The organism is Flavobacterium polysaccharolyticum, from assembly GCF_038739875.1.
GTDB lineage: Bacteria > Bacteroidota > Bacteroidia > Flavobacteriales > Flavobacteriaceae > Flavobacterium > Flavobacterium polysaccharolyticum.
Genome location: NZ_JBCGDP010000028.1, coordinates 1 through 16,453, shown reverse-complemented (window position 1 = coordinate 16,453; position 16,453 = coordinate 1). Strand labels below are relative to the sequence as shown.

The 16,453-nt window shown below is 35.2% G+C and carries 9 protein-coding genes; 7 read left to right on the top strand and 2 right to left on the bottom strand.

Going from position 1 to position 16,453, the window contains the following annotated elements:
- The first annotated feature begins 91 nt into the window (after positions 1–91).
- The 7 genes from WFZ86_RS18755 to WFZ86_RS18725 all read left to right on the top strand — a co-directional run bounded on the left by WFZ86_RS18755 (position 92) and on the right by WFZ86_RS18725 (position 14,332).
- On the top strand, positions 92–2,836 hold the full coding sequence (locus WFZ86_RS18755; protein ID WP_342693361.1) for a helix-turn-helix and ligand-binding sensor domain-containing protein: 2,745 nt from the start codon (positions 92–94) through the stop codon (positions 2,834–2,836).
- A gap of 242 nt (positions 2,837–3,078) precedes the next feature.
- Positions 3,079–6,078 carry a SusC/RagA family TonB-linked outer membrane protein gene (locus WFZ86_RS18750; RefSeq protein WP_342693360.1) on the top strand — a complete coding sequence of 1,000 codons (3,000 nt, stop codon included), beginning with the start codon at positions 3,079–3,081 and terminating at the stop codon, positions 6,076–6,078.
- Between the two features lie 98 nt (positions 6,079–6,176).
- A complete protein-coding gene (locus tag WFZ86_RS18745; RefSeq protein ID WP_342693359.1) occupies positions 6,177–7,631 on the top strand; it encodes a RagB/SusD family nutrient uptake outer membrane protein in 1,455 nt (484 codons plus the stop codon).
- 17 nt (positions 7,632–7,648) lie between these two features.
- Positions 7,649–8,581, top strand: coding sequence for a LamG-like jellyroll fold domain-containing protein (locus WFZ86_RS18740; protein ID WP_342693358.1), 933 nt, complete (start codon positions 7,649–7,651; stop codon positions 8,579–8,581).
- 69 nt (positions 8,582–8,650) lie between these two features.
- A complete protein-coding gene (locus WFZ86_RS18735; protein ID WP_342693357.1) occupies positions 8,651–10,027 on the top strand; it encodes a glucoamylase family protein in 1,377 nt (458 codons plus the stop codon).
- A 136-nt stretch (positions 10,028–10,163) separates the two neighbouring features.
- The gene (gene bglX / locus WFZ86_RS18730; protein ID WP_342693356.1) at positions 10,164–12,467 is read left to right on the top strand and encodes a beta-glucosidase BglX; all 2,304 of its coding nucleotides are present in this window, start codon (positions 10,164–10,166) and stop codon (positions 12,465–12,467) included.
- Between the two features lie 77 nt (positions 12,468–12,544).
- On the top strand, positions 12,545–14,332 hold the full coding sequence (locus WFZ86_RS18725) for a family 43 glycosylhydrolase (protein WP_342693355.1): 1,788 nt from the start codon (positions 12,545–12,547) through the stop codon (positions 14,330–14,332).
- A 31-nt stretch (positions 14,333–14,363) separates the two neighbouring features.
- Here the strand turns inward: WFZ86_RS18725 and WFZ86_RS18720 are convergent, their stop codons facing one another.
- Both WFZ86_RS18720 and gloA2 read right to left on the bottom strand, forming a co-directional pair.
- The gene (locus WFZ86_RS18720; RefSeq protein ID WP_342693354.1) at positions 14,364–15,800 is read right to left on the bottom strand and encodes an amidohydrolase; all 1,437 of its coding nucleotides are present in this window, start codon (positions 15,798–15,800) and stop codon (positions 14,364–14,366) included.
- A 109-nt stretch (positions 15,801–15,909) separates the two neighbouring features.
- Positions 15,910–16,293 (bottom strand): SMU1112c/YaeR family gloxylase I-like metalloprotein, encoded by a 384-nt coding sequence (gene gloA2, locus WFZ86_RS18715; protein ID WP_342693353.1) that lies wholly within the window; start codon positions 16,291–16,293, stop codon positions 15,910–15,912.
- Between the last annotated feature and the right edge of the window lie 160 nt (positions 16,294–16,453).

Below are 16,453 nucleotides of genomic sequence, written 5' to 3'. Positions count from 1 at the left end.
TTCTATAATACTATTACTATATTAAAAAAGCTTCTGAATTCAGAAGCTTTTTTGTTGGAAACCTATTAAATTTGAGGATAAAATCACTATTTTGAAAAAAGTACTTTCCCTTTTCTTATTACTGTTTGGTTTATTTTGTCAATCGCAAGAATTACTTCCTTTTGTTGAAAATTATGATAAATCGAGTTACAAAGGAGATAACCAAGTTTGGAGTGTAGTGCAAGGCCAAGATAAAGCCATGTACTTTGCGAACAATCATTATTTATTGCGTTACAACGGCGTTGTTTGGGAAAAATATCTTTTGCCCAACAAGACGATTATTCGTTCAATTTTTTCAGATGGAGATAGAATTTATTCTGGTTCGTATAAAGAGTTTGGTTATTGGAAAAGAAGTGGAGGCAAGATGTTCTATTTTTCAATTTCCAAAGGGAAAAATATTTTTTTTGAGAATGAAAACGAAGAAATCTGGAAAATTTTCAAAGCTAAGAACGCTATTTATTTTCAATCTTTTAATCAGCTTTATGTTTATGAAAAAGGGAGTATAAAAAAAATCACTTTTCCTTATATGATTTCGTATTGTTTCTTGATTGATGGAGATATATTCGTGGCTACCGTAGAAAAAGGGATTTTCAAATTAGTTAAGAATCAATTGAAGGTTATTCCAGGATGGGATGTGTTAAAAAATAGTGTAGTACATGGTATTCAGAAAAGGGGTGAAGAACTTTTTATTTTTACTCAAAAACGAGGTGTATTTATTGCAAAAAACGAGAAATTAATTCCTTGGTCACATCCTCTGAACGAAATTTTAAAAAATACGACCATAAATCTGGCTCAATTTGTTAGTAAGGATAGACTGATTATAGGTAGTGGTTTGCGAGGGCTTTTTATTTATGATTTTGCTAAAAATACCTTTCAAAATATCAATAGGAAAAATGTTTTATTGAACAATTCTGTTCTGAGTATTGGTATTGATAATGAGAAGGATTTGTGGTTAGGTCTTGATAATGGTATTTCGCACGTGGAAATCAATTCTCCTGTTGCTATATTGAATGATAATTCTGGAGCCTTGGGTTCCGTTTATTCTGTGGTTAAGGCAACAACATCTAGTTATCTGATTGCATCCAATCATGGTGTATTTGAATTTGAACAAAACAAACTTAGTTTGCTTCCAAATACACAAGGGCAATCTTGGAACATTTCCCCTGTTCAACAAGGTTTTATGATTGGTCATAATGATGGGACATTTTTATATCAGTTATCTAGTGGTTTATCTAAATTAAACGGAGTGAATGGTGGATGGAATCTTGTAAAAAGTGCTGTCGATGCATCTTTCTTGCAAGCTACATATACTGGAATTTTGATGTATCCCAATCCTAATAATTTGAAGGAAAGCAAGATTATTCAAAAACTACTAAAACCGATTAAGTATTTAGCTCAAAATCGGAAAAATGAAATTTGGGCTGCTGATAATTATCGTGGTTTGTATCGTATTCAATATGATGATAATTTTCAGACTCAAAAAATAGAAAACATTACGCAACAGTCTAAAATACAGAATGATTTTGGTGTCAAAATTTTTGATTTCAAAAATGAGTTGTTGTTTTTGATCAATAATTCTTGGTACACTTATAATTCATTGACAGGTTTACTAGAGATAAATGATTGGTTTCAGTCTAATTTTAAGAATATTTCTGACGTTATTGCGATTGATGATAAGCAGTTTTTAATTATTAGAGATGGTATTTTGTATCATATCTTGGCTGAGGGAAATCAATTTAAATGGAATGTAATTCAGGAGAAGTATTACAAAGGAAAATTGATTAATGACAATTTAAAAGTCTATAAAACGGGAAATAATTATTTGCTCAACTTAGATGATGGTTTTATTTCGCTACAATTTGCTTTCAAAGATAAAACCAATGTTATTCCTAAAATTGAGGCGTTCAGTGATCAATCTATTGTAAACGATGGAGGTAAAATAGACTTTAATTCTGAGTTGAAGATAAGAGTCATATCTGGAATTTATGGCGTGAACAAACCTCATTTGTTTTATAGAATTGATGAAGTGAATGATTTTGTTTCGTTAAAAGACGGAGCCATTGTCTTAAATAACTTAAATAGTGGTTCTCATACTATTACCATTTACAATCATAATGGAGTTGGCTTTAGTGAGTTGTCGAGTTTTTCTTTTGTGGTAAAACAACCTTGGTATTTTTCATTCTGGATGATTTTGCTGTATTTGTTGGTTATTGGAATCATATTTTTCGTTTATTATAAATGGAATAAGTTACGTTATATTCAAAAGCTGAAATTACAAGAAGAGGCATTGAAACATCAAAATGAAATCCTTGAAATGGAACTTAAAGCCCAAAATGAGTTACAGTTTCAGGAGTATGAAAAACATATTTTAGAATTAGAGCTTCAAACCAAATCCTCTGAAGTTGCTGGTAAATCATTATCTATTGCCAAACAAACTGAAATGATGGAAAGTATTCAGAATATTTTAGATTCTGAATCGGATTTGAATAAGCTGAAAAATGAAATCAAGAAAGTAATCAAAATTAATTCAGTCAATAAGCATGAATGGGAAGCATTCGAAACGAACTTGAATCAAATACACAAAGAGTTTGTTTCAAACTTGAGTAAACGATATCCAAATTTGACTCCAAAGGATATCAAACTCTGTATTTATTTGAAAATGAACCTTTCTTCTAAGGAAATTGCACCTATGTTGAATATTTCATTTAGAGGAGTAGAGTTACATAGATATCGTTTACGGAAAAAACTGCAACTATCACAAGAAGAAAATCTAACCAAATTTTTATTAACTATATAAAAAAAATAGGTATTATTTGTCAAATTCTTATTGATTGCAAAGCGTATTTGAATCACAGTACTACATCATTACTACATCATATCGTGTTTTTAGAGTTGATTTTAATTTTTTTAAAGTATTGTATTGTTGAGTATTAAGTGTTTTTTTGTTTTGTATGATGTAGTTGTGTAGTACTCTAGCAACTCAACTACAACGTTGTAATTGATTAATTTTGGTTGACAACTTTAACCAATTACAATCTTATGAGAAATTTTATTTTTAGTTTATTAGCATTCCTTTTGCTGCCCGCATACCTACATGCGCAGTCTATAAAAGGGCAAATTCAAGATAGTAAAGGTGTAGGAATTCCAGGAGCAATTGTTGTGGCTTCGACTTCTAATACATCTACTGATGCAGATTTTGATGGAAATTTTGCGATTAAAGCCAAAGAAGGCGAATCATTAAAGATTTCTATGTTAGGTTTTAACTCGATAACTGTAAAGGCTTCTTCGGATTTTATGAAAATTACTTTGTACGAGTCTGATGATACCGTTTTGAAAGATGTTATTGTCATAGGTTACGGTACTCGTAAAAAAATAGATAATACCACGGCTATTTCTTCCATTAAATCCGAAGAAATAGCAAAGACTAAAGTACTTAATGCATCACAAGCAATTCAGGGAAAAGCGGCAGGTGTTCAAGTGATTTCATCAGATTTACCTGGAAGTTCACCTTCTGTTGTAATTAGAGGGCTTGGAACGGCACTTGGTGGAAGAACTCCTTTGTATGTAGTGGATGGTATGCCAACCGAAAACATTAATAATATCAATACCAATGATATTACTTCGTATGAAATTTTAAAAGATGCCTCTTCACTTGCTATTTACGGAACCAGAGCAGCAAATGGTGTAATTATTATAACCACCAAAAAAGGTAAAGGTGAGCAGGTAACTGTTGAACTTGAAAATTTCACCGGATTTAGAACTACACTCAAGAAGGTGAAAATGGCTGGTAGTAATAAATATGCTCATTATTCAAATGTGGCATTGCAGTCTACTACCTTTTCACAAGATCAACCAGTAAACACAGATTGGTTTGATGCCATAACTAGAACAGGAACTTATTCTCAAAATAACGTTTCGATATTAGGTTCATCAGAAACGGTAAAATACTTTTTTAGTGCAGGAAACTATAGTGAAAAAGGTATTTTGAATGGTTTGGACTACAGCCGAACTACTTTTAGAAATAATAATGAATACAAGATTTCTAAGAAATTAACGGTAAATCAAAACTTTAGTTTTACATCAGCAAATGCCTCTCCAAAACCTTTGAGTGCTTTTACTAATGCTTACAAACAATCACCAATTGTTCCTGTTCGTTTTGCCAATGGACAATACGGTGTATCTTTTGTTGGTGCCAATGGTTTTGCTACTTCATCTGGTTCTTCTTTTAACAATGTTGGAAATCCTGTGGCTCAATTGGACTTTTTCAACGAAGAGCAACGCAGCGTTACTTTACAAGGAGGTCTAAAATTAGATTATGAAATTATCAAACCTTTAAAATTTACTTCACAATTTAATGGGGAATATTATACTTGGAAACAGTATAATTATGAAGACACTAAAAACATTTGGCTAGCTGCTGATCCTACTCGAATTGCATCTGCTTATCCAGCTACTTCAAACATTAATTTATTGACAAAAGGGAGGGAGCAATATTTTAACTGGAACTTAATGAACTATTTTACTTTTAGTAAAGTGTTTAGTGATATTCATGATTTAGAAGTTACGGCTGGTATGGAAGCTTCTGTGAAAGGGTCTCGTGAAAAATTGACGATCGTTCGAAAAAACGTAAATCAAAATGAAAATTATTGGGCACTTAATGGTGTTGAAAATGCTGCAAACGTTATTAGTTACAGAGATGAGATGTTGAATCAAACTCGTTTAGCTTCTTATTTTGGTCGTTTTCAATATAAATTAATGGACAAATATTTGTTTACTGGAACGATAAGACGTGATGGCTCTTCTAATTTTGGTAAAGAGTATCGTTGGGGAACATTTCCAGCATTTGGTTTAGGCTGGGTTGTAACTAAGGAAAATTTTATGGCCGATGTTAAAGCGATTAACTTGTTAAAAATCAGAGGTGGTTGGGGTAAATTAGGAAACCAAAATGTACCATTAAACAACCAAGCGTACTCCTCAGGATTGAATACGTATTTAGGAGGTTCAATTTTAAATGAAGGAACAACTATTAATTCACAAATTGACCCAAGTTTATCATGGGAAATCACTCAAGAGGCATCTGCGGGTATTGACATTGAAATGTTGGATAACCGCTTGAAGGGAACTTTTGACGTGTATGACAAGAATACTACCAACGTAATTTTGAATACAAAACCTTATGCAACCTCAGGAATTAGTCTTGCTTCACCAGCACATGTAGGTGAAGTATCAAACAAGGGGTATGAGGTTTCTTTGAGATGGGATGATAAAATATCTGATGATATGACCTATTGGATTGGAGGAAATTTTTCTCAAAACACCAATAAACTAAAAGGTTTAAAAGATGTTACACTATCTCAAATCGTAGGTGGAAATTTAGGTAACGGACAAAATACAAAGTTGTTAGACAATACCTCTGTTGGACAACCTTTAGGAAGTTTCTTTATGTATGAATATGCAGGATTTGATCCTACAAATGGAAAAATGTTATACTATACAGCTGCTGGAAACCAAGTTACTCAAGATGCTTTAGCAGAAACCGATAAGAAATATGTAGGCTCTATTTTGCCAAAATCAAATTTTGGTGTCACATTGGGAATAACCTACAAAAACTGGGACTTCTCGGTAGATGGTTATGGTACAGCTGGGGCTAAAGTATACAATGGTAAAAAAGCGCAACGTTTTTCTGGAGAGAATATCGAAGAATCGTTGGCTACTAATTTCTGGACTGTAAATAACACATCTGCTAGTACAATGGCTCCTTTCAATCAAGTGCCAGTAGCCTCTACTTATTATCTTGAGTCCGGTGATTTTTTTAGAATTAACAACATTACTTTGGGATACAAACTACCAATTCAAAGTAAATTAATTAGTGCTTGCAGATTGTATGTAAACATGATTAACCCCTTCATTTTTCAAAAATTCTCTGGCTTTTCTCCTGAGCTAAACGGAAATGGTGATCCTTATGGAACACAAGGTGTAGAATTGGATGCATATCCAACGTTGCGATCTTTCGTTATTGGAGCTAATTTAAAATTTTAATAGTATGAAATCGCCATTAACAACAGGTTTGTTGCAAACAAACACCAATAAATAAAGGCGATACCATATATGACCACTAACAAATAAATTTTACATATATGAAAAAGATATATATATCCCTATTCGCCTTATCGGTAGTTTTTTTTACTGGTTGTGCTGATGATTTTTTAGATGTAGATCAAACAGAATCTATCTCTACTAAAGACATTGAATTGTTTAATAATGATGCAGGAGCCTCCTCATTTGTTACATCTATTTATAGTAAATTCTTAGATTGGGACATGACTTCCTTCGGTTGGATTGGTTTGTCTAGTATCACTTCTGATGATGCAGACAAAGGATCTTCACCAGGAGATACAGGAACCGATAAAGATATTTTGGATGCGTTGTCTTATAACCCAACAACTCCTTCTGTTGAGAGTGTTTTTAATGCCAATTATGACGGCATTAATAGATGTAATCAAGCGCTAAATATTCTTCCTAAGTTGACAAAAGCAGACGCTAACTTGCGTAATCGATTGATGGGTGAGGCGAAGTTTTTGAGAGCGTTCATGTATTTTACCTTAGTAAAATGTTATGGTGGAGTTCCAATTGTAGATCGTCTGCCTAATCCTTCTTCTACAGAGGATAGACAAATGTTGTTAACTCGCAAAACTGCGTCCGAAGTTTATGCTTTCATAGAAACTGATTTGATCGATGCGATTGCAGCTTTACCAGAGAAATCTGCTTATCCTGCCAATGAAAAAGCAAGGGCTTCCAAAGGAGCTGCCTATGCATTATTAGCCAAAGTAAATCTGTACCAGAAAAATTGGCAAAAAGTTGTAGACAATTGTAATGCAGTTACTGGTTATTCATTGGCTCCTGATTATGCAACGATGTTTCGTATAGCAGGTGAGAATGATGCTGAATCTATTTTCGAAATCCAAGGAGTTGGTTCAATTCCAGCCAGAGGTATTCAAGGTTATTCAAACACTCAAGGCGCCCGTGGTGCTGGAGGTTGGGGTTGGGGATTCAATACACCTTCGCAAAGTTTGGTAGATGCCTATGAGGCAGGTGATGTTAGAAAAAATGCGACAATTATCTTCAGAGGAACTACTTTGTATGACGGAAGAATAATTCCAAACACAGTAGAAAACCCACGATACAACTACAAAGCTTATTCTTCGAATTTTACAGATGCTTGGGAAACAGATGCTAATATCAAGTACTTGCGTTTTGCTGAAGTGCTGTTGATGAAAGCTGAAGCGTTGAACGAATTAGGACAAACCAGTACAGCGATTCCGTTATTGAATCAGATAAGAAACAGAGCTGGATTGGCGAATACTACGGCGCTTTCTCAAGCCGATGTAAGACGTGCCATTTGGAAAGAAAGAAGAGTAGAAATGGCTTTTGAACACGATAGATTTTTTGATGTGGTTCGTACAGGACAAGCTGTTGCAGCTTTTGCCGCTGATGGAAAAACTTTCGTAGCAGGAAAACACGAATTGTTTCCTATTCCGCAATCTTTCATCAGACAAGCCGCTGGATTATCTAGTCAAAATCCAAATTATTAATCATTAATCGTATCAAAATGAAAATAAATAAATCGATATTCTTAGGTACTATGGCGGCTGTAATTCCTTTTTTTACAGCTTGTGAAGATAGTATTGACAAAGTAAATAATCCCATACCATACGAATCTATTGGTGGATATGAAAGTTCGGATGAGGTTGCAGCCTCACATTTGGTTTCCAAACTTAGTTTTGATGGAAATTTAAGTGACAGTAAAAGTAATATTACAGGTTTAGAAAGTACGAATGTAGCTTTTTTTGAAGGCATAAAAGGAAATGCTTATCAAGGATCGAGTTCTGTTGCTCGATACGCTATAGGAAATGCGACTACTAAAATTACTTCATTAAATGATTTCTCAATTTCATTTTGGATGAATACTGCTAATACAGTTCCTGATGGTGGAAGTCCTGGTCAAGGAAAAGGAGCACAGGGTATTTTTTCAATTGTCAGACCAACTGAGTTTTGGGGGGGAATGAATCTATTCTTAGAGAATCCTGATGGATCGTTTCCTAATAGATTAAGATTAAAGCTATTAGTAGAGAATGGAAGAACAGGAGTAGTTTGGAAATCACAAAGCATTATTATGAACATTGATAATAGTTTAAATACTTGGGTCCATGTAGTGTTGGCCTATGATTCAGGGACTAGTACAATTACGTGCTATACAAACGGAGCATTAAATAGTAGTGCTTTGTGGTATGCGAATGATCCAGGTGGCGCTACTAATCCAAATAATGCACCAAAATATGGTGTGCTCCAAATGGTTGGAACTAATGGTAAAGTTGTTTTTGGTACACATCAATTTGAAACAACTCCTCCTTTAAATAATGGTTCAGATCAAGGTTGGGCAACTAGCTTTGCTGGATTAATGGATGAATTCAGAATTTATGATGCCGCCCTTGCTAGCAACGAAGTTACAGCGCTCTATAAGTTAGAAAAAGATAAAAGATAAGTGATGCTTTTCAATACACCTAGAGAATTAAAATCTAGGTGTTTTTACTAATGTTTAATTCTAATAAAAATGAAAAAATCGCTATATCTATTGTTTTTTTTATCAATGTTCACGTCTTGTACATCATCTCCTCAGGAGCTAAAAAGTTCAGGAACTCCCTTGCCAACAATTCCAGTGAAAGTGTTGTCAGATAATGAACTTCTTGACTTGGTACAAAAAGACGCTATTAAGTATTTTTGGGACTATGCCGATCCGATTTCTAAGTTAGCTCGCGAGCGATACCACACCGAAGATCCAAATTTTGAATCGAATATAATTACTACAGGTGGTTCAGGTTTTGGGTTAATGACACTAATTGTTGGTATCGAAAGAGGTTTTGTTCCTAGAGCAGAAGCTGTAGCAAGACTTAGTACAGCTTTGCAGTTTCTAGAAAAAGCGGATCGTTTTCACGGTGCTTGGCCGCATTGGATGGATAACCAAACAGGAAAAGTAATCCCTTTTGGAACTAAAGATAATGGCGGTGATTTGGTCGAAACTTCTTTCGTCTGTCAGGCTTTAATCACTTTGCGAGAATACTTTAAAAATGGAAATGCTACCGAAAAAGCATTAGCCCAAAAAGCTGATGAGTTATGGAAAGGGGTAGAATGGGATTGGTATACAAAAGGAGAGAAAGCCTTGTATTGGCATTGGTCGCCTAATTATACTTGGGAAATGAACTTTAAACTCGAGGGATATAACGAATGCTTGATTACCTATATTATGGGTGCCGCATCTCCGACTCATACGATTCCTGCTGATGCTTACCATATAGGATGGGCAAGAAATGGGGGAATCACAAACGGAAGTTCTCAATATGGACTACCCGTCGTGTTGAGTTATAATGGGGCAGTTGGAAATGTTGGTCCTATGTTTTGGTCACATTATTCTTTTTTGGGATTGGATCCCAATAATTTAACAGATAACTATGCGAATTATGGTGCACTAACTCAGAATCACGCCAAAATCATGGTCAAGTACAGTCAGGCTAATCCAAAACAGTTTAAAGATTACTCTGATAAATGTTGGGGGCTTACTGCCAGTTATACTCGTAATCCTGATGGTACAACAGGTTACACCGCACACCAACCCAATAATGACAATGGTGTAATTACGCCAACAGCAGCCTTATCTTCATTCCCTTTTGCCCCAATCGAAGCGATGAAATTTTTGCGCTATGTTTATGATGAGAATAAGACAAAATATGTTGGAATAGCAGGACCTTATGATGCATTTTCACCACATTACAATTGGGTAACTCCGCGTTATCTAGCCATTGACCAAGGGACCATTGTACCTATGATTGAAAATTATCGCTCAGGATTATTATGGAAGCTATTTATGAATGCTCCCGAAGTGAAAGCAGGTTTGTTAAAATTAGGATTTCATTCGTCGAAGTATGGGATCTAAAATAGAAATAATCCTTATTACAATTTTATTGATAATGAAACTATTAGATTTTTTATTGGTGTAAAAGATTCATTTATCAAGAAATAAAGCCTTTTACTTTTTTTAAAAGGTCATTGAAAAAAATAAAAATAAAAATATGAATACCACTAAATTACTACTATTGCTGTTAAGTATTTCCTTTATTGGCTACAGCCAAAAGAGAGGAAATAAAAATGATTCCAAAATCAAACCCCGAGCAGAGTTTGTGGCTGATTTATTGTCTAAAATGACTTTAGATGAAAAATTAGGACAATTAAATCTACCTACATCTGGAGATATTACTACAGGTGCAGCCAGCAGCTCTAACGTCGCAAAAAAAATTGAAGAGGGTAAAGTAGGAGGCTTATTCAATATCAAGTCGGTACAAAAAATTAAAGAAGTTCAAAAAATTGCCGTTGAAAAAAGCCGCCTTAAAATCCCTTTGATTTTCGGGATGGATGTCATTCACGGATACGAAACAACATTTCCAATTCCATTAGGATTGTCTTGTACTTGGGATATGAATTTAATAGAGCGTAGTGCTCAAATAGCTGCTCAAGAAGCAAGTGCTGACGGAATTAATTGGACATTTTCACCTATGGTCGATATTTCAAGAGATCCAAGATGGGGAAGAATTTCCGAAGGCTCGGGCGAAGATCCTTATTTAGGTTCTCAAATTGCTCAAGCTATGGTAAGAGGTTATCAAGGAAATGATTTGTCTAAGAACAACACCATTTTGTCTTGTGTTAAACACTTTGCACTTTATGGAGCGCCAGAAGCTGGTCGTGACTACAACACAGTAGATATGAGCAAAATCCGCATGTATAATGACTATTTTCCTCCTTATAAAGCTGCTGTAGATGCTGGTGTAGGCTCTGTTATGGCTTCGTTTAATGAGGTTGATGGTGTTCCTGCAACAGGAAACAAGTGGTTAATGACGGACGTGTTAAGAAAACAATGGGCTTTTAAAGGTTTTGTCGTAACTGATTTTACTGGAATTAATGAAATGGTAGATCACGGAATGGGCGATTTACAAACTGTATCAGCTTTAGCTTTGAATGCTGGTGTTGAAATGGATATGGTAGGCGAAGGTTTTTTGACAACATTAAAAAAATCAATCGACGAAAAAAAGGTTTCGATTGCTCAAATTGACAATGCTGTGAGATTAATTCTGGAGGCGAAATACGATTTGGGTTTGTTTCATGATCCCTACAGATATTGTGATATAAAACGTTCCAAAACGGATATATATACTACTTCAAATAGAAATGAAGCTAGAAATACAGCTGCTCAATCTTTAGTCTTATTAAAAAATCAGAATCAAGTATTGCCTCTTAAAAAATCCGGAACTATTGCACTTATAGGACCTCTAGCGGATGCGAAAGAAAATATGTCGGGAACTTGGAGTGTAGCTACAAAGCTTGAAAATTCTATTTCTTTATTGTCAGGAGTAAAAACGGTTGCCGGAAACTCCGCCACTATTTTATATGCCAAAGGGAGTAATTTAGATTATGATGCTGCTTTTGAAGAACGTGCGACTATGTTCGGAAAAACATTGCACAGAGATCATCGCTCGGATCAAGAATTACTAGCCGAAGCACTTAAAATAGCGAACCAAGCTGACGTCATTGTTGCTGCTTTAGGCGAATCAGCAGAGTTAAGCGGAGAATCCAGTAGTCGTACCAATCTCGAAATTCCAAAAGCTCAAAAAGATTTGCTTAATGAACTCTTAAAAACAGGAAAGCCTGTTGTTTTGGTACTTTTTGACGGAAGACCTTTAGTTCTTGTAGAAGAAAATCAAAAAGTTCCTGCTATTTTGAATGCTTGGTTTGCAGGAAGTGAGGCAGGATTAGCTATCGCCGATGTATTGTTTGGTGATGAAAATCCATCAGGGAAGTTAACAACAACTTTTCCAAGAAGTGTGGGGCAAATACCTATTTACTATAGTGCCAAGAATACAGGAAGGCCTTTAGGAAATAAAGAAGGTAAGTTCGAAAAATTCAAATCAAACTATATTGATGAGCGAAATGAGCCTCTTTTTCCATTCGGATATGGGCTAAGTTATACTAATTTTAGTTACTCAAATCTGATGATTTCTTCTCCTAAAATGACAAAAAATGAAACGATAAAAGTTTCTGTTGAGGTAACAAATACAGGTAATTTTGACGGAAAAGAGGTAGTGCAGCTTTATATTAGAGATCTAGTAGGAAGTGTTACTCGTCCCTTAAAAGAACTAAAGGATTTCAAAAAAATAGTGTTGAAAAAAGGAGAGAAACAAACCCTTACTTTTGAAATTACTGTTGATAAATTAAAGTTCTATAATTCAGATTTGAACTTTGTTGCTGAACCTGGTGTATTTGAGGTTTTTATTGGCACGGATTCAACTACCAATAATAAAATAAGTTTTGAGTTAATTAATTAAGTTTTGTTAGTTTTTTTTACCCTTCGATGATTGCTTTCGGAGGGTATTTTTTTATCCAATAAACAAGGAATTCTAAAATGAAATATTATCTAATGAGGAGATTTGGGCTAATTTTAGCGGGATTATCTTTTTGTTTTTTTGCACAAGGACAAGTACAAGTGAAACAGCAACAAACCTATTGTAATCCTATAAACATTGATTATGGTTATTGTCCCATTCCAAATTTTGTTACCCAAGGAAAGCATAGAGCCACAGCAGATCCTGTGATTACTTTTTTTCAAGGGAAATACTATTTGTTTTCTACCAATCAATGGGGGTATTGGCATAGTACAGATATGCTTAACTGGCAATTTGTATCAAGAAAGTTTTTGCGACCAGAACATAAAGTTTATGATGAACTTTGTGCTCCATCGCTTTCTTTTGTCAATGATAGCTTGTTGGTTGTGGGCTCAACACACGGTAAAGAATTTCCAATCTGGATGAGTAAAAATCCAAGTAAAAATGAGTGGAAAGAGCTGGTTCATAAGTCTGAAGCTGCTGCTTGGGATCCTCAGATTTTTTGGGACAAAGAAAAAGATGAATTGTATGAATATTATGGGTCAAGTAATTTGTATCCAATTTATGGAGTAAAGTTAAATCGTAAAACGTTCCAGCCCGAAGGAGAAGTTGTGCCCTTAATTGTGCTGAATGATGAGGAACATGGTTGGGAAAGATTTGGTGAAAACAATGATAATACATTCATGCAACCTTTTATGGAAGGAGCCTTTATGACTAAACACAAGAACACATATTATTTGCAATATGGTGGGCCAGGTACTGAATTTAGTGGATATGGAGATGGTGTGTATACAAGCAAGAATCCTTTAGGTCCGTTTGTGTATCAATCGCATAATCCATTTTCATATAAACCTGGAGGTTTTGCAAGAGGAGCAGGTCATGGTGCAACTTTTCAAGATGCAAATAGTACTTTTTGGCATGTATCTACAATTGTAATTGGAACAAAGAATAATTTTGAAAGACGATTGGGTATTTGGCCAGCTGGTATAGATGAAGAAGGAGTTTTATACTCCAATACAGCTTATGGCGATTATCCAACTTTTTTGCCTTCACAAAATAAAGATCATCTTAAGGATAGTTTTTCAGGTTGGATGCTTTTGAACTATAATAAACCAGTGAGTGTTTCCTCTACATTAGGTGGTTTTCAACCCAATTATGCAGTCAATGAAGATATAAAGACGTATTGGTCTGCAAAAACAGGAAACAAAGGGGAATGGTTAATTTCTGATTTAGGGGAAAGGAGTACTATTCGTGCAATTCAAATAAATTATGCAGACCAAGACGTGACACTGATGGGGAAACCAGAGACCACTGTTGGGCATAAATATCTTATTACTGTATCTGACAATCTAAAAGAATGGAAAGTGATTGTTGATAAGAGTAAAAACTCCAAAGATGTTCCTCACGATTATGTCGAATTAGAGAAACCTGTTATTGGACGATATTTGAAGATAGAGAATATCCAAATGCCAACAGGTAAATTTGCTTTAAGTGGCTTTAGAGTTTTTGGCAAAGGTAATGGTGAAGCTCCAGCTCCTGTTAAAAACTTTGTTCCTTTGCGAGTAGCTCCAAAAACAAAAGGGGAACGTCGTAATGTCTGGTTTAAATGGGAACAAGAACCATTAGCAGATGGTTATGTTATTTATTTTGGAAAATCACCAAACCAGCTTTATGGTTCCGTAATGATTTATGGTAAAAATGAATATTATTTGAATGCGTTGGATCGATCCGATGCCTATTATTTTCAAATAGAAGCTTTTAATAGCAACGGAATTAGTCAAAGAACGCCTGTAATCAGAGTAGAATAGCAAGAATTGATTTTGAATTATAGAGATTAAATTAATCTCTATAATTCAATGCAGGTTTACGGTCACCAAGTAAAGGTTTGTATTGATAGTCGCCTTTGCTAGATTTGAATTCTTCTTTGGCTTTTTGAACCAAAGATGGATTCGTAAACAAATCAATGGCCATATACGAAAGTGTTTTGGCAGCCACAAGCATTCCTTTGATACCTATATCGGTTCCGCCACAGGCTACGGCTTGCCAACTGTGCGCTCCAGTTCCTGGAACCCAAGTCGCGGTTTCGATTCCAACAGTCGGAACGGTATAACTTACATCGCCTACATCCGTGGAGCCTAGATTTTTCTCAATATGCATCGGATTGACTTTCGCGGCGTTGGCGATAGGTGGTTTTTTGTCAATAAAACTGCTTTGAATTTTAGTCGCAAAATCTATCTCTTCTGGTGTATACTGTACGCCTCCAACTTTTTCTAAATTGATTTGTATGGCATCGGCCAATGTTTTGTTGATGAGCAAATCGTGCGTACCTCCTATGATTTCATATTCGGAACGGGTTCCTGTTCCCAAAGCTGCACCTTCAGCTGCTTTGGCTACACGATCAAAGACATTGACAGCAATGGTTTTCTCTGGATTTCTCACATAATAATATACCTCGGCAAATTCTGGAACTACGTTTGGAGCTTTGCCACCGTTAGTAATGACATAATGAATTCTTGTTTCTTGCGGAATATGTTCCCGCATCATATTGACCATATAATCCATAGCTTCGACAGCATCCAATGCGGAACGTCCTTGTTCTGGAGAAGCAGCTGCGTGTGATGAAATTCCATAAAATCGAAACTTAGCCGATTTGTTAGCCAAAGCGCTAGTGTAGGTTACCGAATTATTATCCGAAGGATGCCAATGCAAGACTACATCAACATTGTTGAAAAGCCCCTCTCTCACCATATATACTTTTCCGCTTCCGCCTTCTTCTGCAGGACAGCCAAAGACTTTAATGGTTCCTTTTAATTTGCCTTCTTTTATTAGATTTTTGATGGCAATACCAGCAGCAATGGAGCCAGTTCCAAATAGGTGATGCCCACATCCGTGACCATTATTTTTATTAGGAATCAATGTTTTGGTAGGCGAGGTATCTTGTGATAATCCGGGAAGCGCATCGTACTCTGCTAATATCCCAATCACAGGATAACCCGAGCCATAAGTAGCCACAAAAGCTGTAGGTATCCCTGCTACACCAGTAGTAACGGAGAAATCATTTTCTTTTAATTGTTGTGCGAGCAAGTTAGAACTATTTGTTTCTTTGTATCCTAATTCGGCATAATCCCAGATATTCAAAGCTATTTTCTTGTAAATAGCCCTCTCTTTTTCAATGCTCGTATTTGCTTCTTTCTTTAGTATTTCGATTGATTTTTGGGACCAATGAGTTTGTATAAATAAGGTTAGGGCTAGCACAGTCCAAATTGTTTTTTTCATATCTAAAAGGTAAAAGTCAGATTTATTGTGATGTTTTATGCAGGTCAAAAGCGTTTTATAGCAATCTTTTGATGAATAAGCTAATATACATTGATTTTACTTATCCTGGTTACTTTTCATAAAATTCAATGGGCAACTGGTCAGGGTCTGCAATAAAAAGAAAGCGTTTGTTAGTGAATTCATCTGTGCGAATGGCTTCCATTTCGATTTGATTTTTCTCTAAATGGGCTACGATTCTATCCAAATCATCTACTTCAAAAGCCAAGTGACGCAAGCCTGTAGCTTCAGGTCGTGAAGGTCTTGAAGGAGGATTGGGAAACGAGAAAAGTTCAATAATGTAGTCACCATTGAGCGCTAAATCGAGTTTGTATGACGCTCTTTCTTCTCGATAAATTTCACGAATAATCTCTAATCCTAACACTTCAACATAAAAGCGTTTCGATTTTTCATAATTGGAACAAATGATAGCGATATGATGAACTCTAGTAAGCATAACTTTCGATTATATTTTTTAATTTAAATAAAGGTAACTATTCAGCCTATTCAAAAAAACATAGTTATGAACAATTTGACTTTCTGTTTTTAGAAAAACAGCTTTATTATGAACACTTGTTCATTACTAATTAACAACTATCTGCTTTGTTTTCTTTACT